The sequence below is a fragment of the Micromonospora sp. SCSIO 07396 genome (genome assembly GCF_053667945.1).
The window spans coordinates 793797-814985 of sequence record NZ_CM132210.1 but is presented as its reverse complement, the minus strand read 5'-3'; the positions used below and the strand labels follow the sequence as shown (position 1 = coordinate 814985).

General features: G+C 72.1%; 19 protein-coding genes. 12 read left to right on the top strand and 7 right to left on the bottom strand.

From position 1 onward, the window contains the following. Positions 1–13: 13 nt before the first annotated feature. On the bottom strand, positions 14–943 hold the full coding sequence (locus ACWCHM_RS03750; RefSeq protein ID WP_204959492.1) for an LLM class F420-dependent oxidoreductase: 930 nt from the start codon (positions 941–943) through the stop codon (positions 14–16). A gap of 96 nt (positions 944–1039) precedes the next feature. On the opposite strand from ACWCHM_RS03750, the gene ACWCHM_RS03745 reads away from it, so the two are divergent. Both ACWCHM_RS03745 and ACWCHM_RS03740 read left to right on the top strand, forming a co-directional pair. Further along, positions 1040–1345, top strand: coding sequence for an ArsR/SmtB family transcription factor (locus ACWCHM_RS03745; RefSeq protein ID WP_281895140.1), 306 nt, complete (start codon positions 1040–1042; stop codon positions 1343–1345). A 2-nt stretch (positions 1346–1347) separates the two neighbouring features. Continuing rightward, positions 1348–1878, top strand: a complete 531-nt coding sequence (locus tag ACWCHM_RS03740) for an SRPBCC family protein (protein WP_204959494.1) — start codon at positions 1348–1350, stop codon at positions 1876–1878. A 12-nt stretch (positions 1879–1890) separates the two neighbouring features. On the opposite strand, the gene ACWCHM_RS03735 is transcribed toward ACWCHM_RS03740, so the two are convergent. The 3 genes from ACWCHM_RS03735 to ACWCHM_RS03725 form a co-directional block, all read right to left on the bottom strand. After that, on the bottom strand, positions 1891–2928 hold the full coding sequence (locus tag ACWCHM_RS03735) for a hypothetical protein (RefSeq protein WP_454221506.1): 1038 nt from the start codon (positions 2926–2928) through the stop codon (positions 1891–1893). Beyond that, a complete protein-coding gene (locus ACWCHM_RS03730) occupies positions 2928–3197 on the bottom strand; it encodes a hypothetical protein (protein ID WP_454221505.1) in 270 nt (89 codons plus the stop codon). Before ACWCHM_RS03730 ends, ACWCHM_RS03735 begins: the two co-directional genes overlap by 1 nt. Before the next feature lie 214 nt (positions 3198–3411). Beyond that, the gene (locus tag ACWCHM_RS03725) at positions 3412–3861 is read right to left on the bottom strand and encodes a hypothetical protein (protein WP_421487670.1); all 450 of its coding nucleotides are present in this window, start codon (positions 3859–3861) and stop codon (positions 3412–3414) included. A gap of 132 nt (positions 3862–3993) precedes the next feature. On the opposite strand from ACWCHM_RS03725, the gene ACWCHM_RS03720 reads away from it, so the two are divergent. The 8 genes from ACWCHM_RS03720 to ACWCHM_RS03685 all read left to right on the top strand — a co-directional run bounded on the left by ACWCHM_RS03720 (position 3994) and on the right by ACWCHM_RS03685 (position 14760). After that, on the top strand, positions 3994–4299 hold the full coding sequence (locus ACWCHM_RS03720; protein WP_204959498.1) for a DUF6403 family protein: 306 nt from the start codon (positions 3994–3996) through the stop codon (positions 4297–4299). Continuing rightward, positions 4296–5654, top strand: a complete 1359-nt coding sequence (locus ACWCHM_RS03715; protein WP_454221504.1) for a hypothetical protein — start codon at positions 4296–4298, stop codon at positions 5652–5654. Before ACWCHM_RS03720 ends, ACWCHM_RS03715 begins: the two co-directional genes overlap by 4 nt. Further along, complete coding sequence (locus tag ACWCHM_RS03710; RefSeq protein ID WP_454221503.1) at positions 5651–6622, top strand: hypothetical protein; 972 nt, start codon at positions 5651–5653, stop codon at positions 6620–6622. Before ACWCHM_RS03715 ends, ACWCHM_RS03710 begins: the two co-directional genes overlap by 4 nt. 544 nt (positions 6623–7166) lie before the next feature. Beyond that, on the top strand, positions 7167–9182 hold the full coding sequence (locus ACWCHM_RS03705; RefSeq protein ID WP_454221502.1) for a hypothetical protein: 2016 nt from the start codon (positions 7167–7169) through the stop codon (positions 9180–9182). Continuing rightward, positions 9179–10201, top strand: a complete 1023-nt coding sequence (locus ACWCHM_RS03700; RefSeq protein WP_454221501.1) for an endonuclease domain-containing protein — start codon at positions 9179–9181, stop codon at positions 10199–10201. The genes ACWCHM_RS03705 and ACWCHM_RS03700 overlap by 4 nt, the downstream gene beginning before the upstream one ends. After that, positions 10188–10838, top strand: a complete 651-nt coding sequence (locus ACWCHM_RS03695) for a hypothetical protein (RefSeq protein WP_454221500.1) — start codon at positions 10188–10190, stop codon at positions 10836–10838. Before ACWCHM_RS03700 ends, ACWCHM_RS03695 begins: the two co-directional genes overlap by 14 nt. Before the next feature lie 50 nt (positions 10839–10888). Next, complete coding sequence (locus tag ACWCHM_RS03690) at positions 10889–14080, top strand: ATP-binding protein (protein ID WP_454221499.1); 3192 nt, start codon at positions 10889–10891, stop codon at positions 14078–14080. A gap of 80 nt (positions 14081–14160) precedes the next feature. After that, entirely contained in the window at positions 14161–14760 is a 600-nt protein-coding gene (locus ACWCHM_RS03685) for a hypothetical protein (RefSeq protein ID WP_454221498.1), read from the top strand. Positions 14761–14788: 28 nt separating this feature from the next. Here the strand turns inward: ACWCHM_RS03685 and ACWCHM_RS03680 are convergent, their stop codons facing one another. Further along, on the bottom strand, positions 14789–15799 hold the full coding sequence (locus ACWCHM_RS03680; RefSeq protein WP_454221497.1) for a PaaX family transcriptional regulator: 1011 nt from the start codon (positions 15797–15799) through the stop codon (positions 14789–14791). Positions 15800–16097: 298 nt separating this feature from the next. On the opposite strand from ACWCHM_RS03680, the gene ACWCHM_RS03675 reads away from it, so the two are divergent. Continuing rightward, the gene (locus tag ACWCHM_RS03675; protein WP_454221496.1) at positions 16098–17483 is read left to right on the top strand and encodes an extracellular catalytic domain type 1 short-chain-length polyhydroxyalkanoate depolymerase; all 1386 of its coding nucleotides are present in this window, start codon (positions 16098–16100) and stop codon (positions 17481–17483) included. Positions 17484–17583: 100 nt separating this feature from the next. On the opposite strand, the gene rox is transcribed toward ACWCHM_RS03675, so the two are convergent. Together rox and ACWCHM_RS03665 are read right to left on the bottom strand one after the other, a co-directional pair. After that, a complete protein-coding gene (gene rox, locus ACWCHM_RS03670) occupies positions 17584–19017 on the bottom strand; it encodes a rifampin monooxygenase (protein WP_454221495.1) in 1434 nt (477 codons plus the stop codon). Positions 19018–19305: 288 nt separating this feature from the next. After that, positions 19306–19752, bottom strand: a complete 447-nt coding sequence (locus ACWCHM_RS03665; RefSeq protein WP_204959508.1) for a MarR family winged helix-turn-helix transcriptional regulator — start codon at positions 19750–19752, stop codon at positions 19306–19308. 74 nt (positions 19753–19826) lie between these two features. Between ACWCHM_RS03665 and ACWCHM_RS03660 the strand changes: the two genes are divergently transcribed. Continuing rightward, complete coding sequence (locus ACWCHM_RS03660; protein WP_454221494.1) at positions 19827–21140, top strand: FAD-dependent oxidoreductase; 1314 nt, start codon at positions 19827–19829, stop codon at positions 21138–21140. The last annotated feature ends 49 nt before the right edge of the window (positions 21141–21189 follow it).

Genomic DNA, 21189 nt, shown 5'->3' with positions numbered 1-21189 from the left:
GTGGCCGCCGGGGTCACAGCTGGGGCATCACCTCGGCGGCGACCAGTTCCAGCTGGTCCAGGTCGGCCAGGTCGAGCACCTGGAGGTAGATCCGCTCGCTGCCGGCCTCGGCGTAGCGGCCGATCGTGTCGACCACCTCGGCGGGGGTGCCGGCGACCCCGTTCTGCCGCAGTTCGGCCGGTTCCCGGCCGATGACGGCGGCCCGGCGGGCCACCTCGGCGTCGTCCCGGCCGCAGCAGAGCACCAGCGCGTTGGACCAGCGCAGGGTGCCCGGGTCGCGGCCCGCCTCGGCGCAGGCGGCGCGGACCCGGCCGAACTGGGCGACCGTCTCGTCGACCGAGACGAAGGGCAGGTTGAACTCGTCGGCGTAGCGGGCGGCCAGGCGCGGGGTGCGCTTGGGTCCCTTGCCGCCGAGCAGGATCGGCGGGCGGGGCTGCTGCACCGGCTTGGGCAGCGCCGGGGAGTTCTCGACCGGGTAGTACCGGCCGGCGTGGTCGAACCGTTCGCCGGCCGGGGTCTCCCACAGCCCGGTGATGACGGCGAGTTGCTCCTCCAGCCGGTCGAAGCGTTCGCCCAGCGGCGGGAACGGGATGCCGTAGGCGGTGTGTTCCTCGGCGAACCAGCCGGCGCCGAGGCCCAACTCGACCCGGCCGCCGCTCATCTGGTCGACCTGGGCGACGGTGATCGCCAGCGGGCCGGGCAGCCGGAAGGTGGCCGCCGTGACCAGCGTGCCGAGCCGGATCCGGGAGGTGTCCCGGGCCAGCCCGGCCAGGGTGGTCCAGGCGTCGGTCGGGCCGGGTTCGCCGGTGGAGGACCCCATCGCCAGGTAGTGGTCGGAGCGGAAGAACGCGCCGTAGCCGGCGTCCTCGGCGGCGCGGGCCACCGTGAGCAGTTGGTCGTAGGTGGCGCCCTGCTGGGGCTCGGTGAAGATCCGCAGTTCCATGCTCCGAGCATAGGGAGCCGGGCGGGCACCCGCTCGGGCCCCGCCGACCAGGTATATGCCTTGACAGCAATATGCCTGTACAGGCATATTGCCTGCGTGTCCGCTGACGCCTTCGCCGTCCTGGCCGAGCCGAGCCGCCGCCGCATCCTCGACACGCTCCGCCGGGCCGAGTGCAGCGTCGGCGAGCTGGTCGACACGCTGGAGCTGAGCCAGCCGGCCGTCTCCAAACACCTGCGGGTGCTCCGCGAAGCCGGCTTCGTCTCCTGCCGCGCGGTCGCCCAGCACCGCATCTACCGCCTCGACCCGCACCGGCTGCGGGCGGTGGACGACTGGCTGGCCCCGTACCGGCGGATGTGGGAGACCCACCTCGACGCCCTGGAGCGTCACCTCGACAAGGAGTGACCATGGATCCTGCCCCGTTGCGCCCCGGCCCACCGGCCGAGGTCACCGCCGTCCCCGCCGACGGCCGGTGGACCCTGCGCTTCGTCCGCGAACTGCGGCACCCACCGCAGCGGGTCTGGGCGGCGCTGACCGACCCGGCCCAGTTGGCCGGGTGGGCGCCGTTCCTGGCCGACCGCGACCTCGGCACCCCCGGCGACGTGGTGCTCACCCTGGTCGACGGCGACACGACCGACGCGCAGCCGGCCACCGTACGCCGGGCCGAGGCACCGCGCCTGCTGGAACACACCTGGGGCGGGGACCTGCTCCGCTGGGAGCTGACCCCGACCGCCGACGGCACCCGGCTCACCCTGTGGCACACCGTCGCCGACCGGGGCACGCTGCCGATGGTGGCCGCCGGCTGGCACCTCTGCGTCGACGTCGCCGACCGGCTGCTCGCCGGCGACCCGGTCGGCCCGGTCCGGGGCCGCGCCGCCCTCGACCACGGCTGGGCGCAACTACGCGACGCGTACGCCCACGAACTCGGCGACGGCTGAGACGCCCGCGTCTCAGCCGAACGGCCTGGTCGCGTACGCGGCACGCAGGGCGGCCAGGCCCGGCTGCTTCGGCGTCAGGGTGCCCCAGCCGGAGTTGAAGTAGTTCGCCCGCACGATCCGGGGCCCCCGCTCGGCGTTGAGCCGGGCCAGGGCCGCCGGCACGGTGGCGATCCAGGCCGCCTGGTCGGGGAAGGCGGACACCTGCACCCCCCACTCCGCGATGATCACCGGTCGGGAGAGCGCCACCGGCCCGAGGTCGCTCACCGCCCAGTCCCGCGTCCGGCCGAACCGGCCCGACGCGGTGTGCGCCGGGTCGGTCGCGTAGACGTTCCACTGGAGGAAATCCACCCGGGACATCAGCGCCTCCGGATGGGTACGCCGGAAGGCCGCCCGGTCGAAGCCGCCCGAACCGACCGAGAAGGTGGTGCCGGTGGGCAGGCCCCGGGCCCGCAACCAGTTCACCACGTAGGTCAGCGCCTGCACCGCGCGGGCGTCCGACTCGGCCCAGGTGAACGACACACCCGCCTCGGTGGTGCCGAACTCGTGGTCGGTGTCCAGCTCCGAGGCGAGTTGCAGGTTCACCGGGAACCCCAGCGTCCGGTACTGCGACAGGGCGCGGGCGAGCAGCCCGTCGCACTGACCGGCGAGCACCTGCCCGTACCCGTACGCCCGGGGCCAGGTGGTGCCCGGACGCTGCTGGATGGTCATCGCCGGCGCGGGAACGGTCCAGGTCACCCCGTCGACGGTGAACGTCTGCGCGCCGGGGCTGCCCGCGCCGTAGTGCTTCAGCTCCAGCACCATGTTCGCCGCGACCCCGGCCCGCCCGAGGTCGCGCAGCCAGGTCATGCCGTAGCCGGGGAAGACGTAGCCGTCGGCGAGGCTGCGGTACTGGGTCAGCGAACGGAAGTTCCCGCCCACCATGTCCCCCGTCGGGTCGGCGTTGCCGGCCAGGTAGTAGCCACCCCACACCGGTGGTGCCAGGGCGTAGTCGGCCGCCGCGCTGGCGGTGCGTCCGCCCTGGTCACGCACGGTCACGGTGACCCGGGGCATCAGGCCACCGCCCGGTACACGGCGGTCGTCCCGGTGTCCGAGACCATCGTCCAGGCCCGGCCGGAGTCGTCGGCGACCTCGACGCCGAGCGGGTCGATGACCGCGGTGACCCGCACCGGGGCGCTGCTGTTGCCGTCCGGGTCGGTCAGCACGATGGTGACGGTCACCGGCCGGGTGTCCGGGTCGGCGTAGTCGACGGTGAGCGTCATCGGCTCACCCGGGGCGTAGGTCGAGGCGTCGAGGCTGGCGGTCACGGTGGGAGCGGCCATGGCGGCCCCTCCTTCCTTGCTGGCCCGGTCGACGGGCGCGACGCCCGCCGGCCGGAGATGGTGACGTCGTTGTCCGGACCGGGCGGTGGCGACCGGGCACGGTCACCGCCGGCCGGCCGGACCGGTGCGCCGCGCCTCCCCGGCCACACCGCCATCCACCTGCGTCAACAGTGCCCCCTGCGAGCCCCGGGCGTCCTGTCGGCAATCCGCCAGGTCACCGGGTGCGGCGTCGGCGGAACAGGTGGGCACCGAGGCTGACCAGGGTGCTGCCGAGGCCGGTGCCGAGGAACACCAGCACCGCCCCCACCACCCACAGCCCGGAGTCGTCGGTCGCCGCCGCGTGCCCCGACCAGGCGGCCGTGAACGCCACCGTCATCACCGGCGCCACCAGCACCGGGCTGAGCAGCCAGCCGGCGACGGCGGCGACCACGACCAGGGTGAGCACCGCGCCGACCACCTGCCAGACCGCGTACGGACCGGAGGTCGCGCCGGTGCGGGGATCCGTCGAGTAGCCGCTCTCCCACCCCAGCCAGGCCGCCCAGGTGCCGATCGTCGCGGCCGCGAGCAGCACACCGCCGAGAAGGGTTCGGGTACGCGTCATCTGCACGCCCCGATCATCGTCGGCGGGGCCGGCCACCGGATGAGCACCCGTACTCACGATCACCGGCACACCACCCTTCGCAGCGGTAACCGCCCTGGTCGGGGGCCGTGTGGCGCGGGTTGCCCCGATCGGCGAGACTCGGTCGGAACCACCCCCGGGGGCCGTCCCCCGGACCCCGGCGAACGGTTGGAGCCCATGGCAGACCCCTCCCTGTTCTGGCTGGCCGGCGCGGTGCTGCTGGTGACCGCGGGCGTGGCGACCAGCCTGCTGCCGCACCGGCGGGCCCACGCGGAGCAGCGGCGGACCGCCTGGTCGGCCGCGCGCGCGGCGATCGACAGCGCGGCCGTCAGCCGGGACGCGGCCCCGGGCCCGGTGCCCGAGGCGGAACGGCTGCTGACCCGCGCCGAGTCGCTCGCGGGCCGGCGCGGCGGGGTCGACGCGGCGCGGGCGGCGGCCGAGCACGCCCGGCAGGCCGACCGGCTGTGGCGGGAGCACCGGTGACCGCCCGCGGATACCGCCGCCTGGCCGAGCCGCTGCGTTGGACGCTGCTCGGGCTCGCCGTGCTCGTCCTGGTGGTCTTCCTGGTCGCCCAGCGGCAGCAGGGCATCGACGTCAGCTACGGCCGGTCGCCGGCGTCGACGGCCGGGGTCGACACGGACGGCGCCGGCACCTCCGACCGGGCCACCGTGCCGTCGGTGGACGAGATGACCGCGCTGGTCGCCGCCGCGCCGGTGGTCCGCCTGCCCGGCTCGGTGGCGTACTGGAACGAGCAGCGGGTGCGGGAGGTGGCCGGCGACACCCGGATCCTGGTCGCCCCGCCCGGCCTGGACAAAGACGAACGGGAGCGGGTCCGGGACGTGGAGAACGCCACGATCCGGGTGATCGGCACCGAGGTCAGCGGCGGTTTCTACCAGGCCAGCTCCGACCGGCTGCCCGCCTGGCGGGCACAGTTCGCCACCGGGGACGTCACCGACCTGCTGATCGCCCTGATCACCGCGCTACGCAAGGAGTCCACCCCGGCCGACCGGGACGAGCTGCGCTGGCGCGAGCCGAGCGGGCCGGAGCTGACCACCGTCCTGACCGACCTGCGGGCCACCGGCCGGCACATCGCGCCCGGCGCGACCCTCACCGACGTGCCCGAGGCCGCCGCCCGCAACGCCTTCCCCGACGGCGCCTGGTACGTAGCGCTGCCCGTGCAGCGCTACGGCGAACCCCTGCCCCGGTACGGCCCCGCCCTGAGCGCCCGGTTCCCCGACCGGCCGATCGTGGTGATGTACGGGCTCTGGATCGAATACCACGGGCCCGGCGCGGCGGACTTCGCGGAGTTGGCCGGGGCGAGCTTCTACGGCCAGTTCGCCGGCGTGCTCAGCCGCTCCGACTACCCGCAGCGCAACGTGCTGGGTGTCTACCTCAACCGGGTGACCGACATCCGCTACGCGGGCCTGTTCGAGCGGCCGTTGCCCTACCAGCCGGCCGACCCGCTGCGGGTGGCGCTACCGGCGTTGCCGTGGCTCTTCGCGGGCTGCGTGGCGGCGTTCATGGTGCTGTCGGCCCGGTCGTTGCGCCGGCCCGGCCGGCGGCTGGGCAGCCGGCGGGACACCACGCCGACCCGGCTGGCCGGGTTGACCGCGCTGGCCGTCGAGGTGTCGCTGCTGACCGACGCCCGCAGCAACCCGGCGCTGACCCGGGGCATCGTCACACTCCAGGCCGCCCGGTCGGCGTGGGAGGAGAAGCTGCCCGCCCGGCACGTCCGCACGCTGCTCGACGAGGCGGCGGCCGAGCTGGACGACACCGCGCGCCAGGTCGGCATCGCCAGTTACCGACCGGACAACTACCTGCGGGGCAGGCTGTCATGACACGTTCCGTATCCCCGCAGACCCGTGCCGGCCGCCCCTGGCGGCAGCGGGCCGCCGGCCTGCTCGGCACCCCGTTCGGCCTGGCCGTCCTGGCCTGCCTGGTGCTGGCCGGCTGGGCGGTGTGGAGCGGTGGGGCGCTGGACGGCACGATCGCCAGGCACGTGCGCACCACGTCGTTCTATGCCGACCCGGGGCTCGACGTGGACCGGGCCGAGGCGGAACGGATCATCGGCAACCGCCGGCTGGTGGTGATCCTGCGCTCCCCCGGGGCCGACCTGCGGGACACCTGCAAGCAGGTGCACCGGGCCGCCGACGGGACCGTCGTGCTGGTGCTCAGCCGCGACGGCGACGACTACGACACCTACGGCTGCGCCCTGGTGCCCGGGTACGAGAAGAAGAACCTGGGCAAGGCCGCCGCCGCCGAAATGATCATCGGGCGGGGCATCGACACGTTCGTCGACCGCCCACTGGAGGCCGTGAAGGTCATCGCCGTCAACTACGACCGGCTGGTCAAGGCCGGCACCGTGCCCGACGGCGCGCGGAGGATCAGCCCGTCGCTGCCCCGGTTCCTGCTCGCCGCCGCGGCGGTGACCGGGGTCGTCGCCGGAGCATCCGGGCTCTACCTCGGTGGCCGGCGGGCCGGGCGGCTCGCGGCGGCCCGACGGGTCCGCCGCGACGAACGCACCGACAGCCGCAGCATGCTCAGCGCCGCCACCGCCGGCCTGGCCCAGCAGATCATCGACCTCGACCCGACGTACGCCCTGCTGAGCAGCCGGCGCGGCGGCGACGACAGCACCTTCGTCAAGCGCTACCGGCAGTTGACCTCCGACCATGCCGCCCTGCTCGACCGGCTGTCGACCCTGGACGACGCCGACGAGGAGGCGGTACGGGCACTGACCACCCGGGTCGAGTCGCTGAGCCGCCGGGCGCAGTCGCTCGCCGACGGAAAACCCGGCAGGAACGCATAACCTCTCCGAAGCCGTCGGGCCGCCGGCAGTGACTCAAGGGCCGACGCCACACTCATTCCCGATCATCGTCGTCGGTCTTCCTCGCTCGCCTCACCAGAATGATCAGTGTCACGAATGCCCCAGCGGTCGAGAACAACTCACCAAGTGTCTGAAGCACGACTGTCCAATGCTGCACGAACCCTCCCCAGCTCCCCTCGGTCCCACCGGTTCCCGGCGAACGAATGCCATGTCAGCAGCACGAACGGCGGTGGTCGAGCATTCCGGAGAAGGCCGGAGGAAGTGGGAGCCAGCCGGACGGTCGCTTAGTGCGAGACGCCTTGCTATGGCGCTGGCGGCGGCCCGCTTCGTAGGGTGTTCGGGTTCGTCCGACGGCTGCACGGGAGGGTGGAGAACGCTGAAGTCCGCCGCCTTATCCGATCTCCCACGCGCCCGGACCTGGCCTGAGTTCGCGAAGTGCCTCAATCGGATCCACACCGACTCCGGCCTGTCCTACAACGATCTTGAGCAGGCAGCCCGCGGCCGGTCCGCCCACGGGGGCAGGGAGTTGAAGCGCAGCACCGTCAGCGACGTCCTGAACGGCAAGCGCAGGGTGCAGAAGCCGATGCTGGAGAGCCTGCTGGCCGTTTGGCCACTGCCTGACTCCGGCCGGGAGCAGATCTGGGAAACCTGGCACCGTCTGGCCCAGCAGTCCCGGCAAGGGCCGCTACGCGCGGGCCGATTCGACGAGGCGTCCCCCCGCGAGTTGGGCATTCACGCGGCGATCGGGTCCTCCGGAGCGCACGACGAACTCCCCAGCTATGTACGTCGCGAGTTCGACGACGCGCTGGAGGAGGCGCTTGCGATAGGTGCCGACCGGGGTTGCTTCGTCACCCTGGTGGGTGGATCGTCCACGGGTAAGACCCGCTCGCTGTACGAGGCCATCCACAACGTCGTACCGAACTGGTGGCTGGTCCAACCCAGCGGCACCGACGAAATCCTTAGCCTGTTGGACGAGCCGACCGACGGCACGATCCTGTGGCTCGACGAGATGCACCGTTTCCTGGGCGCAACTCCCCCGCTGACCCGGGACGTGGTCAGGATCCTGGTCAAAAGCCGGATGATCGTGGTGGGCACGCTCTGGTCCGAGGAATACACCATCCGGAAGGGGCTTCGGCGTACCGGCTCCCCCGACAAGCATGCCGACGATCGGGCGCTTCTCGAGTTCGCTCAGGTCATCAGCGTGCCAGCCGGGCTGGTGAGTACGGAACGGACCCGGGCCCGGGAGATCGCCGAGGACGACGAACGGATCCGGATCGCCCTGGACAGCAGCGACGCGGGATTGACCCAGGTTCTCGCCGCCGGGCCGGACCTGGTACACCGGTGGGAGCAGGCACCGTCGTACGCGAAGGCGGTCATCACCGTCGCGGCCGATGCCCGTCGCCTCGGCGTACACGCCCCACTGCCGCCGGCATTGCTCCGTCGGGCGATGTTCGGTTATCTGCGGCCGGTGGAGCGGGTCAGCCCGCCGGATTCTTGGTTGGCCGCCGCCATCCCGTACGCGGAGGCTCCCTTGCACGGCACGATCGCCGCCCTATCGCCGATGGCTGGACAGCATCCCGGCATCCTCGCCGGCTACGTCGCCGCCGACTATCTCGCGCAGCATGTAAAGCGCGTCCAGCGGGACAGGTGCCCGCCGGACAGCCTCTGGGAGGCCCTGATAGACGGTGTGGACAGCCTCGACGACCTCCGCCGGCTATGGGGCAGCGCCTCGGTTCGGATGCGTCACCAGTACGCGGAGCGTGCGCTGCGCCGGCTCTGCGCGCTCCAGGACGGCGCGGCTTTCCTGGAACTGGCTCGGCTGCTGACCCGACAGGATCGGCTGACCGAAGCCGTCGCGCTGCTGGCGGAACGGGTCCGGACAGCTCCCGGTGACGTGACCGCCGCCACCGAGTTTGCCACGACAGTCGTGTTGCGAGACCGGGCCGCCGACCTGCGGGGCGATCCCAGCGCCCAAGACCAGCTCTGGGAGCTGTTGCACGACGGCGGGCGGACCGCCGACCTGCGGGCGCGGGCCGAGGCCGGTGACTCGGTCGCCGCCGACGACCTCGCCGAGCTGCTGGCGGAGGAGGGTTGCCTCCAGCAGTTGCAGGAGCGTGCCGACGCCGGGCACCGGCTGGCAGCCGACCTGTTCGTCGAGTTACTCGCCGCCCAGGCGCGGGTCGACGAGCTGGGTCGGCGCGCCGAGGCGGGCGACGAGGCGGCGGCTCGCCGGCTCGCCGGGATCTCCGACGGCGTGGCCGCCCGGAAGGATGAGAGTATCTTCCACGCCCGGCTCGCCACGTTACGCGCAGCAGTGGATGCAGGCGAGTCTGAGGCCGCCGACCAACTGACCGGGTTGCTGTTCGAGTTCCGCCGGGAAGTCGAACTGCGCACCGAGGTCGATGCCGGCACTCCGCACGCCGCTGAACGGCTGCTGGCTCTGCTCAACACCGAGCACGTCCGTGGGACCGACCTGCACCGGCTGCGCGCGTTCGGTCTCCGCCCGGACGGTTCCCCGGCCTACACCGGTGACCTGCCATGACCCTTGTCCGCCAGCTTGCCGAGCTGCCGATGGACCGCGTCATCGAACTCCGGGGAGCGCAGACCAACTCCGTCGCGGCGACCGCCACGGGGGAACTGCCCGACGTGGCCGCGATCGTGCTTCGTCCGAGCGCGACCACTACTCCCACGTCCTTCGTCCGCGCCGCCCTAGACGAGTTGGAAGACGTCGCGGTGGCACTACTGCCCGGGTGGCTTCCCGAGGCTATAGACGTCCCCCACGCCGATCCGTACGGCCTGGCTGCCGTCCGGGCCGCCGCAGTCGGCCGAGCACGGGACTCCGCGCACTTCGCACCGTTCCTGGCGCACCTTGCCACCGTGGCGTTGTCGGGCCGGCGACCGGTTGACCCGTTCCCACTGGAGATCCGGTGTCCGGGCCTGACCAGGGTGGTGGCGGAGGGCTTCGGACGTTCCCGGGTAAGTCTGCTGATCGAGGTCCCTGACGACCTCGACGCGGCGGGGGAACGGGCCCTCGTCGCGGGCGCGGAATGGCTGTGTCACCACGGCCGGGTAAGTGTGTGGTTGGTCGGCGCAGTGCTGCGGCACGAGGACCGGGTGGTCTGCGCCAGGCTCGACCGAGCGGAGAACGATCGACCTCGACCGGTCCTACCGCTGCCGGCCGACGTGCTGGGACGACCTCACCCAGGCAGCAGGGTCGAAGCTGTCCTGGAGGCCGCGTTGGCCGCCGAGAGCTGGGCGGTGGGCCGGTGCTGGAACCGATACCACCAGCCACATCCGCTCTCGCCTCCGGTCTGCCTGGATCTGCTCTGGCCCGACGAACGGTGTGTCGTCGAGATCGACGGCCCGGAGCACTGTCGGCCGGACCGGTTCGAGGCGGACCGGCAGCGCGATGTGCAGTTGCAGTTGGACGGCTACGCGGTCCTGCGCTTCACCAATGCCCGGATCAACCACGATGTCGGCGCGGTGGTGCACCAGATCGGCACCCTGGTCCGGGCCCGACGACGTGACATAACGGAAGGAAAACCCTATGCCCGGCGATGACCTCACCCCCTCCGAGGCCGCGATCCTGTTCGTCCTGATGGCGGAGGCACGGGAGGTACTCAACACCGAGTTGAAGGAGCGCTACGGCGTCGACGTTCGCAAGGACTATCGGGACAAGCTCAACCGACTCGGCTACATCGACAGTCACCCCAAGGGCCGCACCTTTCAGCACCAGCTCGCCGACGAGGGCTGGGTACGGGTGCAGGAAGACCTCAACTTCCAATCGTCGGTCGGCCGGATTCTCGGCGGGGCGCTGACGGCCTTGCAGGTGAACCTGCGGGACCGGGTAATGGCCCGCAGCGACTACCGCACGTTCGGTGAGATGTTCGCGCTGACCGACGTGCGGGCCGGCACGCCGCAGCCGGATCAGCGGCGCACCCTCGCTCTCCGTGTCCGGCACGCGTACGCGGCGCTGGCCGCCGAGCCGGGGGCCTGGGTCAGCCTGACTCGGCTACGGCCCTTCTTCGGCGACGTCAGCACCGCCGACCTTGACGAGGCGTTGCGGGATCTGGAGCGCGAGCCGGACGTCGACATTGTCCCGGAAGAGAATCAGAAGCTGCTCACCTCGGCGGACGTCGCGGCGGCTCTGCGGCTGGGCGGTCAGGACAAGCACCTGCTGGCGATCGGGGTGGGATGACGGCGGCGGAGCACGCGGCACTGGCGGCGCTCAGGTTCGATTGGGCGCCGGTGCCCGATGACGTCTGGCGGCCCTCGCCGTTCCACGTGGAGGGTCTACACACCGCCGTGGTCCGCGATGTCCTCGACGGGGTGGCCGATGCCAGGAACAGCGCCGACAGCAGCCCGATCGGGTTGGTGCTGCAGGGGCAGCGCGGCTCTGGCAAAACCCACCTGCTGGGTTGGCTCCGGCAGCAGGTCCAGCAGCAGGGCGGCTACTTCTTCCTGGTCGGGCTGCTGGATGCGCACGGCTTTTGGGACAGCGTGCTCGCCGCCATGCTCGACGGGCTGTCCCGGCCGGTGCCCGGGAGCGAGAGCCAGCTCTGGTTGCTGCTGCGCCGGCTCTCCTCGATGGTCGGGGCACCCCGGTCGGTCCGTCGGGCGGTGATGGGTGACACCGAACTGACCCGGCCGGCCCTGGACGCGTTCATCGAAGGGCTCGTCGGGTACGCGCCTCACGTAGCCCGCGCCTGCCGGGAAACGGCCCGCGCTCTTGCGTTGAGCGCCTCGGAAGACGTGAGCCACCGGGACATCGCGGAGAACTACTTCACCTCCGGGGAAGAGGGAGAGCCGGGTGAGCGCAGCGCCTGGGGCATGCGGCGGGCGCCGCGCGACGCGCAGCGGATCGTCCAGGAAATCTCCTGGCTGCTGGCCCTGACCGGGCCGTCCGTGATCGCCGTCGACCAGATCGACACCCTCATCGCGCAGTCCGTGGCCGCCGGTGACGTCCTGCACGGCAGGCCCGACGTGCGGGACGACCCAGAGCAGGCCGCCGTGCACGCCCGGATCGCCGACGGCCTGATGTCGCTGCGCCAGCTCACCCGCCGAACGCTCACCCTGGTGGCCTGTCTGCCGACCTCGTGGACGATCATCAGGAGCTGGACGGTGGGGACAGTGAGCGACCGGTTCCGGATGGCACCCCGGCTCACCACCATTCACGACGCCGCCCTGGCCCGGCTGATTGTCGAACGACGGTTCGCCGCCCGGTTCGCCGAGCGCGGCTTCGTACCGCCGTATCCGTCGTGGCCGGTGCGGCCTGAAGCCTTCGCGCAGGCTAAGGGGATGACACCTCGGCAGTTGCTGATCGACATCGATCGGCATATCCGGGCCTGCGTCGTTGCCGGCGAGGTACGGGAGCTTGGCCGGCTCGGTGATGCGGCAGCGCCACAGCCCCACGGCCCCAGCATCCCCCCCGCCGAGGATCTCGACCGCTTCGACACAAGATTCGCCCAGCTCAAGAGCGAGGTCGACGTTTCCGGCCCGCTGGCACGCGACAGCGAGGACAGCACGGTCCCCGCGCTACTCACGGCGGGGCTGACCGCCTGGGTGATGACGCGCGGCGAACAGAGCGGATCGTTCAGCGTAGATCCAGCCCCGAGCGCCCAGCCGCCACTGCACGCCCGCCTCCGGCTCACCCTCGACGAGACCACCGAGGACCAGGTCCATTGGTGCTTCCGGGCGATCAGCGAGGAGCACCACGCCATCGCCGCGCTAGCCCGGCTCCGCAAGGCGTGCACAGTGGCGGGGCTCGACGCCCGGGTGGCCCGCCGCAAGCTCTTCCTGCTCCGCAACGGAGCCTGGTCGAGCGGGGCAAAGACTCAGCAGGCCGTCACGGCCTTCACTCAGGCCGGCGGGACGATCCTGCCGCTGGACCACGAGGATCTCCGCATCCTCGGGGCGCTGCGGGTCATGCTCGCCGAGTCACCCGTCGACATCCAGGGTTGGTTGACCACCCGTCAACCGACACGGGACCTCTCCGTGTTGCAGCAGGCCCTCGCCTCCGCTGACGACTGGCTCTCCGATGCTCCCAGCGACGACAAAGCCGGCTCAGCAGTACGACCGGACCGCGCCAGACCAGTCACCGCAGGACCGACCGAGACGACACCCGAGGGGGCATCGGCCGACGAGGGGACGGTCGGCGGGAGGCCCGGCTCGGGAGAGGTCGATCCTCCGCCGGCCGACGGTGATGAGTTCGGTCCGCGTCTGACCGTGGGGTACGACCACCGCACCGACGGACCCGTGTCCCTCCCACTCGAAGCCCTCCGCAAGCACACCACCCTCTTCGCCGGATCCGGGTCCGGCAAGACCGTGCTTATCCGGCGGATCCTGGAGGAGTGTGCCCTCGCCGGGGTCTCCGCCATCGTCCTCGACCCCAACAACGACCTGGCCCGCCTCGGCGACGCGTGGCCGGAACCGCCGCCGCAGTGGCGGGACGGGGACGCGGAGAAGGCCCGGGACTACCTCGCCGGAACTGACGTGCGGGTGTGGACGCCGCGCCGGTCGTCGGGTCGCCCGTTGAGCTTCCAGCCGCTGCCGGATTTCCGTGGCGTGCGCGACGACCCCGACGAGTTCCACGAGGCCGTCGAGGCGGCGGTCGCGTCGCTCGCGCCCCGCGCCCAGCTGACCGGCCGGGCCAACAAGGTCCACCTGGGCCTCGCCGTGCTGCGCAAGGCCGTCGAGCACTACGGCCGGCGGGGCGGCAGCCGGGTGCAGGGCCTGATCGACACCCTGGCCGATCTGCCGGACGGGCTGCTGGACATCGACGGGGCCGACAAGATCGGGGTGGGGATCGCGCAGTCGCTGGCGGCGGCGATGGTCAACGATCCGCTGTTCGGTGGCGAGGGCAGCCCGATGGACCCGGGACTGTTGCTCACCCCCGAGCCCGGCGCACGGGCCCGGATCTCCGTCATCAGTCTCGTCGGACTACCATCCGACGAGGCCCGGCAGGGCTTCGTCAACCAGTTGCAGATGGCGCTCTTCGCCTGGATCAAGCGGCACCCGGCGAACGACCGCCCGCTGCTCGGGCTGCTGGTGATGGACGAGGCACAGACGTTCGCCCCGTCCGGCGCGATGACGCCGTGCACCCAGAGCACGCTGGCGCTGGCGGCGCAGGCCCGCAAGTACGGTCTGGGGCTGGTCTTCGCCACCCAGGCGCCCAAGGGGTTGCACAACCGGATCCCGGGCAACGCGGCGACCCAGCTCTACGGCCGGTTGAACAGCCCGATCCAGATCGAGGCCGCCCGGGAGATGGCCAAGGCGAAGGGTGGCGACATCGTCGACGTCGCCCGGCTCGGCACCGGCGAGTTCTACCTCGCCGCCGAGGGGGCTGCACCGGTGAAGATCAGGACCCCGCTGTCGCTCAGCCATCATCCGCGTAGTCCGCTCACCGCCGAGGAGGTGCTGGACCGGGCCCGCCCCCGGTGAGCCGACGGCCGCCGACCTGCGGATCTTGCCACCGCGATCTAGCGTGGAAGGAGCCTGTTCACCGGCAGTAAGGATCATCGATGTTGCGCAAGCACCTGATCGGGTTGATCGTCGGCGTCGTCGTCATCGTGTCGCTGGGGGCCGCCGCCGTGGTCTGGCTCACGCCCGACGGGCCGGAGTCGACCGGGCCGGGTCCGGACGCGGCGGCCCCGGCCGGGGTGACCACCTCCGGGCCCACGCAGCCGACCCCCGGCAGCCCCGCCCCGTCGACCACCGTGCCCGACGCGGTCGCTTCGGCGTCGCCGGAGGCCGGCCCACGGCAGATGAGTCGCCTCCTGTACGACGACGGGCAGAACACGGCGACCGTCACGGGTCTGGAGGTCACGGCGGGGACGTTGCGGGTGCAGCTGCGCTATGCGACCCGGTCCCCCGGCGGCTGGGTGCTCAGCTGCCCGGCCCGGACGGCGGATCTCCGGTCGTCGCATCTGACGCTGGCCGACGGGCGGGAGGTCTTCCCGGTCGACACGTACTGCGCGTCGCAGCGGCCCGGCACGGATTTCACCCTGCGGCCCGGTGCGGTCCTGGAGAGCTGGGGCGTGTTCCCGGTCGTGCCGTCCGGCGACGACCCCTTCTCCCTCACCTGGTACGACCTGGGCACCGTCGAGGGGCTGAAACTCTGAGCGGGCCGAGGGGCCGGCGGTTGACGGGTCAGTGCGCGGGGGACGACTGCGCCAGGTCGGATGGGGCGGCGTGCCGGGTTTCGGTGGCGCACACGCCGGCCAGCAGGTCGGCGGTGGTGTGCGCCCGCACGTCGGCCTGCGTACCGTCGGCGAACCGGGCGACGACGGCCCGGACGTGCCGCTCGGCGGTGTCGGCGAGCCCGTCGTAGACGGCGGCGAAGGTCTCCCGGGCGGGGCCACGCAGCCAGCCGGCGGGCAGCAGCCGCAGCGGTAGCTGGGGGTCGAGGGTGGGGAACCGCCGGAAGGTGTCCATCACCTCGGTCCGGGCCCGGACCGCCTCCGCGCCGTCGACCCGGCCGGCGGCGATCCGTGGCAGCAGGGGCCGCCAGCGCCGCAGGAAGCTCTCGTACTGTTCGGCGACCGCCGCGACGTCCCAGGCGTCGAGCGGGTCGCGGCCGGCGACCGCGTCGAGGTCGACCCGGCGGCCCCGGAACACGGTGACCGCGCCGAGGTGGAGCTGGGTGAGCTGGGCCCGTGCCTTCGGGGTCAGCTCGTGCGGCGAGATCCACAGTCCGTCGTACAACGGCGCGTAGCCCAGCCACCGGAGTTGGCCGCGCAGGGCGCGTCGTTGCGCGCTGCGCTCCTGGGGCAGGGAGAACGCGACGAGGGTCCAGCACTCGTCCCACGGTTGGGTGGTGGTGGTCGCGGCCATCACCCAGCTGCCGCCGACGGAGAGGCTGACGGCGGCAGACCGGCTGAGCCGGTACGAGCTGCGCCGGCCCTGCCGGCTGCCCTCCAGTACGCCCCGGCGGGCCAGCCGGCTGATCACGGTCCGCGCGCCGGCGAGGCTGACGTCGGACTCGGCGAGCAGCGCGACGATGGCGGCGGACGGCAGCCATGCCCGGGTCCGCAGCGTGTAGTCGGCCAGCAGGGTCACCGCGACGCCCTGGGGCGAGTTGCCGGCCTGCCGTCGGGGCAGCCGCACCGGGTGGTCCCCGTCGTCGGGGAAGATCTCCTCGATGTCGAACGGGTGTGGCACTGGGACGCTCCGGGCTCGGCTGGGCGACGGTGGCACCGACTGTAGACGGCGCACCGGTGCCCGCCTACCGAACGCGGTCCGGGGTGGACCCGGGGGCGGAACCGGTGACCGTCAAGTGTATCGAGGTCATTCGATTGACACTTGTCGGACCGAGGAGAACACTAAGTGCCATGCAATGCCCTGGGGCCGGGGCAGGGCATGCCGGACGTAGTGGGCCGGCGCGGACGACACGGGCATCCGGGCGTACCCGTGCCGCACGGTCGCGCGGCCGATCTCAATCTGTGAGGGAGTCACGCCCATGAGAATCAGACGGAAACTGCTGCTCGCCCTGGCGGCGCCGCTGGTGGCCACCGTGGCGACAGCCGCCCTGGTGGTCCCGACACTCCAGCCGGCGTATGCCGCGTCGCTGGTCGAGGTGACCAACTTCGGCGACAACCCCGGTCGGATGCGGATGCACATCTACGTGCCGAACACCCGCCCGACCAACCCGGCGATCGTGGTGGCCATGCACGGCTGCGGCGGCACCGGCCCCGGCTTCTACTCCAGCAGCGAGTTCGCCTCGCTCGCCGACCGGTACGGCTACATCGTGATCTACCCGTCGGCGACCCAGCAGGCCGGCTTCGGCAACTGCTTCGACACCTGGTCGGACGCCGCGAAGCGCCGGGGCGGCGGCAGCGACCCCGTGTCGATCGTCTCGATGATCAACTACACCGAGCGGCAGTACGGCGGCGACCCCCGCCGGGTGTTCGCCACCGGCAGCTCGTCGGGCGGCATGATGACCAACCACATGCTGGCGGTCTACCCGGACGTGTTCGCCGCCGGGGCCGCCTTCATGGGGGTGCCCTACAACTGCTTCGCCAACGCGGCCGACTACCCGCCCGGCGCCAGCCAGTGCACCGGCGGGAACATGAACCGCACCCCGCAGCAGTGGGGCGACGCGGTACGCCAGCAGGCGTACCCCGGGTACACCGGGCCCCGGCCGAAGGTGCAGCTGTGGCACGGCACCGCCGACACCCTGGTGCCGTACTCGCTGCTCCAGGAGACCATCGAGCAGTGGACGAACGTGTTCGGGCTCAGCCAGACGCCCACCTCCACCGACACCCCGCAGTCCGGCTGGAACCGCCGCCGCTACGCCGACGCCAGCGGCAACGTGCTCGTCGAGGCGTACAGCATCCAGGGGGCGGGGCACAGCCTGCCCGCCGGCGGGATGGCCGCCGTCGCCCTCCAGTTCTTCGGCCTGACCAACCCGACCCCGACCACGCCGCCCACCACCCCACCGCCCACCACGCCCCCGCCCACCACGCCGCCGCCGACCACCCCGCCGCCCACCACGCCCCCGCCGACCACCACCCCGCCGCCCAGCTCCGGGGCCTGCCGGGTCACCGCCAGCGTCAACGCCTGGAACAGCGGCCTGACCGAGAACCTGACCATCACCAACACCGGTTCCAGCGCCGTGAACGGCTGGTCCCTGGTGTTCACGCTGCCCGGCGGGCAGAGCATCACCTCCGGCTGGAACGCCACCTACTCCCCCTCGTCGGGGCAGGTGACGGCGCGCAACGCCAGCTACAACGGCACCATCCCGGCCGGTGGCTCGATCGACATCGGCTTCCAGGCCAACCACACCGGCAACACCGCCAAGCCCTCCTCGTTCACCCTCAACGGCGCGGCCTGCACGGTCGCCTGACCGACCCGCTCCACCGTCCGTGCCCGGCCGCCCCGTTCGGGGTGGCCGGGCACGGCGTCGGCACACCGCGCCCCGGCCCACCCCGGGGGCACAGCCCTGGTCACGCGGCGGCGACGCCGAACCACCGGGACAGCCGGTCGCGCAGCTCCTGCTGGTCGTCACCGACCCACGCGACGTGCCCGTCGGGCCGCAGCAGCAGCGCGGGCGCCTCCAGTTCCCCGCCGCCGTCGACGACGTGGTCGACCCGGTCGGCCCAGCCCGCCACCGACAGTTCCCCGGTCTGGTCCAGCAACAGCCCCCGACCCCGGTGCATCAGCCCGTAGAGGCGTCCCCGCTTCAGCTCCACGTCCCGCAGCCGCCGACCGACCAGGTCGTGGTCGGCACCGAGGTCGTAGCGGACCGAGATCGCGGTGATCTTCTCGATCAGGTACCGGTTCACCTGCTCGAAGTCCATCAGCTCGGTCAGCAGCCGACGCACCGCCTGCGGGCCGGCCTCCAGCGACATCAGCTCCGTCTGCGCCCGGGTGTTGTCCAGCACGTCCGCAGCCACCGGCCGGCGCTCCGCCTGGTAGGTGTCCAGCAGGCCCGCCGGCGCCCAGCCGGCGACCTGCGCGGCCAGCTTCCAGCCCAGGTTGAACGCGTCCTGGAGACCGAGGTTGAGCCCCTGCCCGCCCAGCGGCGGATGCACATGCGCCGCGTCGCCGGCCAGCAGCACCCGGTCGACCCGGTACCGCTCGGCCAGCCGGGTGGCGTCGCCGAAGCGGGACAGCCAGCGGGGCGAATGCACCCCGAAGTCCGTGCCGGCGGTCGCCCACAACTGCTGCCGGAAGTCCTCGATGGTCGGTGCGACCGCCCGGTCCTCACTCACCCCGGCGGCCGGTACGACGACGCGGTACAACCCCTCACCGTCGCCGACCGGGCCGACCCCGAACCGCAGCTGCGTCCGGCGCACCCGGGTCATCACCGCGACGACCTCGTCGAGCGACGCGGTCAGCTCCATCACGCCCAGCAGCGTCTCGTTCCTGGTGGGCTCACCGGGAAAGCCCACACCCAGCAGCTTGCGCACCGTGCTGCGGCCGCCGTCGCAGCCCACCAGGTAGCGGGTACGCAGGCGGGTGCCGTCGGCCAGCTCGGCGGTCACCGCGTCCCCGTCCTGGCTCAGCCCGACCAGTTCGCTGCCCCGCCGGATCTCGACGCCGACCGCCGTGGCGTGCTCGGTCAGCAACCGCTCGGTGACCGGCTGCGGGATGCCGAGGATGTAGCCGTGCGCGGTGTCCAGCTGCGACGGCCACTCCTTGACGATGCCGGCGAAGTAGCCGCCGACCTGGAACTGCCTGCCGTGTGCGAGGAACCGCTCCAGCAGGCCCCGCTGGTCCAGCAGTTCGATGCTGCGTACGTGCATGCCGAGCGAACGCACCACGCTGGTCGGCTCGGCGTCGCGTTCCAGCACCACCACCCGTACGTCGTGCAGCCGCAGCTCGGTGGCCAGCATCAGACCGGTCGGCCCGCCACCCACGATGGTCACGTCGATCATGGAGTCCCCGTTCGACTGCTCGCGCCGCCTGATGCGTCGATACCGGCGCATGCTTCGCGAATCTCGGATTTCGCCAGGTTCTGGCGTCGAGTGGAGATTCTGCACCGGCACCGGGGTCTTGCCGCAAGGCCCGGGGTGCGATATAAGTTAGAAGTGGCAGGGAGGCAGTGGCCCCCTGCCTTTGCCGTATCCCGCCTCTGGCGTGACCCATCTTTGCTGCGTCCCGGCCCGTGCCGGCTCCGGTGAGACGCACGACGCCCGCGACGCCGAGCGCCACGGTGGGCAGACTCAGCCCCGGCCCAGCCGTTCGGCGTGCTCGTGACAGCTCTGCGTGGCGTGCGTGACGAATTCGAGGATGTGCGCCAGCGTCTCGTCGTCGTAGCGCCGCAGGAACGCTTGTCCGTCGGTCACGATCGGCCCGTAGATCGTGCCGACCATCCGGTTGGCCAGCTCCGTCGGGCGGACGGTCACCCGGCGGCGGTCGGCGCTGTCGCGTTCCCGGGTCGCGTACCCGGCGCGTTCCAGCCGGTCGATCGCGGTGGTGACACCCCCGGTCGTCATCCCGGCCGCGGCGGCCAGCTCGCCGGGGCTCGGCGGCTCCGGCGCGAACAGCAGCTCAAGGCAGCGCATGTCGGTGCGGTTCAGGCCGAGCAGGTCGGCGGCGCGCTGGTCGAGCACGTCGACCGCGCGCTGGTACGCCTGCATCGCCTCGCCGAGCTGCTCCGCCAGACCCATGGTGGGAAATTCTAGCGAACCGTCGTACAGTATCTAGAAAATCTAGTAATCAGAGTTTCTAGAGGAGCGGTGGCATGGACGTACTCGTGATCGGCGCCGGGACCGGCGGGATGTGCCTGGCCCACGGCCTGCGGCAAGCCGGCATCAACGTCGCCGTCTACGAGCGGGACCGCACCCGCAGCGACGGCCTGCACGGCTACCGGGTCGGCATCGACCCGCACGGCAGCAGGGCACTCAAGGCGTGCCTGCCCGACCAGCTCTACCGCACGTTCGTGGCGACCTGCGCCCGCGCGCCGGAACACTTCGTGTTCTTCGACGAGCAGCTGCGGCCGACGCTGGCGCTACCCCTGCGCCCACCCACCAACGACGTCGACAGCGAGAAGTCGGTGAGCCGGATGACCCTGCGCCAGGTGCTCTTCACCGGCATGCAGGACGTCATCCACTTCGACAAGACCTTCGTCGGCTACCGGCACCAGGCCGACGGTCGCGTCACCGCCGTCTTCGCCGACGGGACCACCGCGACCGGAGACCTGCTGGTGGCGGCGGACGGCGTCAACTCGGCGGTACGCCGGCAGTACCTCCCGCACGCCCGCACCGAGGACACCGGCATCATCGCGATCACCGCGAAGGTGCCGATGACGCCCCGGAGCACGGCGCTGCTGCCGACGCGGTACTTCCCCGGCATCGGGATGGTCCTCGCGCCCGGCGGCAAGTCCTGCATCCTGCACTGGATGGAGTTCCCCTGGGACCGGCAGGGCCGACCGAGGAACGACGACGAACTGCTGGCACAGTGGCCCGGCCTGCTGTTCGACAACACCCGCGACTACCTCAACTGGGGCATCGCGGCGGCGGCCGACACGTTCCCCGCCGACGTCACGGGCTACGGCGGCGACGACCTGATCCGGCTGGCCCTGCGGATGACCCCGACGTGGAGCCCCCGGCTGCGCGAACTGTTCACCCTCGGCGACCCGAGCACCGCGTTCGCCATCACCATCCGCACCTCGGTGCCGATCCCGGCCTGGCCCAGCACGAACGTCACCCTGCTCGGCGACGCCATCCACACCATGACGCCGGGCCGGGGCGTCGGCGCCAACACCGCGCTGCGCGACGCGCAGCGACTGACCGACGAACTGACCCTCGTCCGTGACGGGCGCAAGGGGCTGGTCGAGGCCGTCCACGACTACGAGACCAAGATGATCGAGTACGGCTTCCAGGCCGTCCGGGACTCCCGGGAGCAGATGACCGCCGACGCCCTGGTGCACAAGCCGGTGCTGGGTCGCGTCGCGCTGGCCGGCATGCGCAGCTACCTGCGCGTGGTCGACCGGGTGCCGGCGCTCAAGCGCAGGATGATCGACGGCCTGTACGAGTACCGCGGCGGCCAGGACTGACCGGCTGCCCTTCCACGGCCCGGCGCCCGCCGGCTGAGGATCCGCCCCG

What these genes read in the sequence shown, in the direction of transcription:
- ACWCHM_RS03685 (WP_454221498.1), top strand. Translation starts at nt 14,161, where the DNA reads ATGTTGCGCAAGCACCTGATCGGGTTGATCGTCGGCGTCGTCGTCATC.
- ACWCHM_RS03720 (WP_204959498.1), top strand. Translation starts at nt 3,994, where the DNA reads ATGGCAGACCCCTCCCTGTTCTGGCTGGCCGGCGCGGTGCTGCTGGTG.
- rox (WP_454221495.1), bottom strand. Translation starts at nt 19,017, where the DNA reads ATGATCGACGTGACCATCGTGGGTGGCGGGCCGACCGGTCTGATGCTG.
- ACWCHM_RS03740 (WP_204959494.1), top strand. Translation starts at nt 1,348, where the DNA reads ATGGATCCTGCCCCGTTGCGCCCCGGCCCACCGGCCGAGGTCACCGCC.
- ACWCHM_RS03675 (WP_454221496.1), top strand. Translation starts at nt 16,098, where the DNA reads ATGAGAATCAGACGGAAACTGCTGCTCGCCCTGGCGGCGCCGCTGGTG.
- ACWCHM_RS03665 (WP_204959508.1), bottom strand. Translation starts at nt 19,752, where the DNA reads ATGGGTCTGGCGGAGCAGCTCGGCGAGGCGATGCAGGCGTACCAGCGC.
- ACWCHM_RS03735 (WP_454221506.1), bottom strand. Translation starts at nt 2,928, where the DNA reads ATGCCCCGGGTCACCGTGACCGTGCGTGACCAGGGCGGACGCACCGCC.
- ACWCHM_RS03710 (WP_454221503.1), top strand. Translation starts at nt 5,651, where the DNA reads ATGACACGTTCCGTATCCCCGCAGACCCGTGCCGGCCGCCCCTGGCGG.
- ACWCHM_RS03695 (WP_454221500.1), top strand. Translation starts at nt 10,188, where the DNA reads ATGCCCGGCGATGACCTCACCCCCTCCGAGGCCGCGATCCTGTTCGTC.
- ACWCHM_RS03660 (WP_454221494.1), top strand. Translation starts at nt 19,827, where the DNA reads ATGGACGTACTCGTGATCGGCGCCGGGACCGGCGGGATGTGCCTGGCC.
- ACWCHM_RS03730 (WP_454221505.1), bottom strand. Translation starts at nt 3,197, where the DNA reads ATGGCCGCTCCCACCGTGACCGCCAGCCTCGACGCCTCGACCTACGCC.
- ACWCHM_RS03700 (WP_454221501.1), top strand. Translation starts at nt 9,179, where the DNA reads ATGACCCTTGTCCGCCAGCTTGCCGAGCTGCCGATGGACCGCGTCATC.
- ACWCHM_RS03750 (WP_204959492.1), bottom strand. Translation starts at nt 943, where the DNA reads ATGGAACTGCGGATCTTCACCGAGCCCCAGCAGGGCGCCACCTACGAC.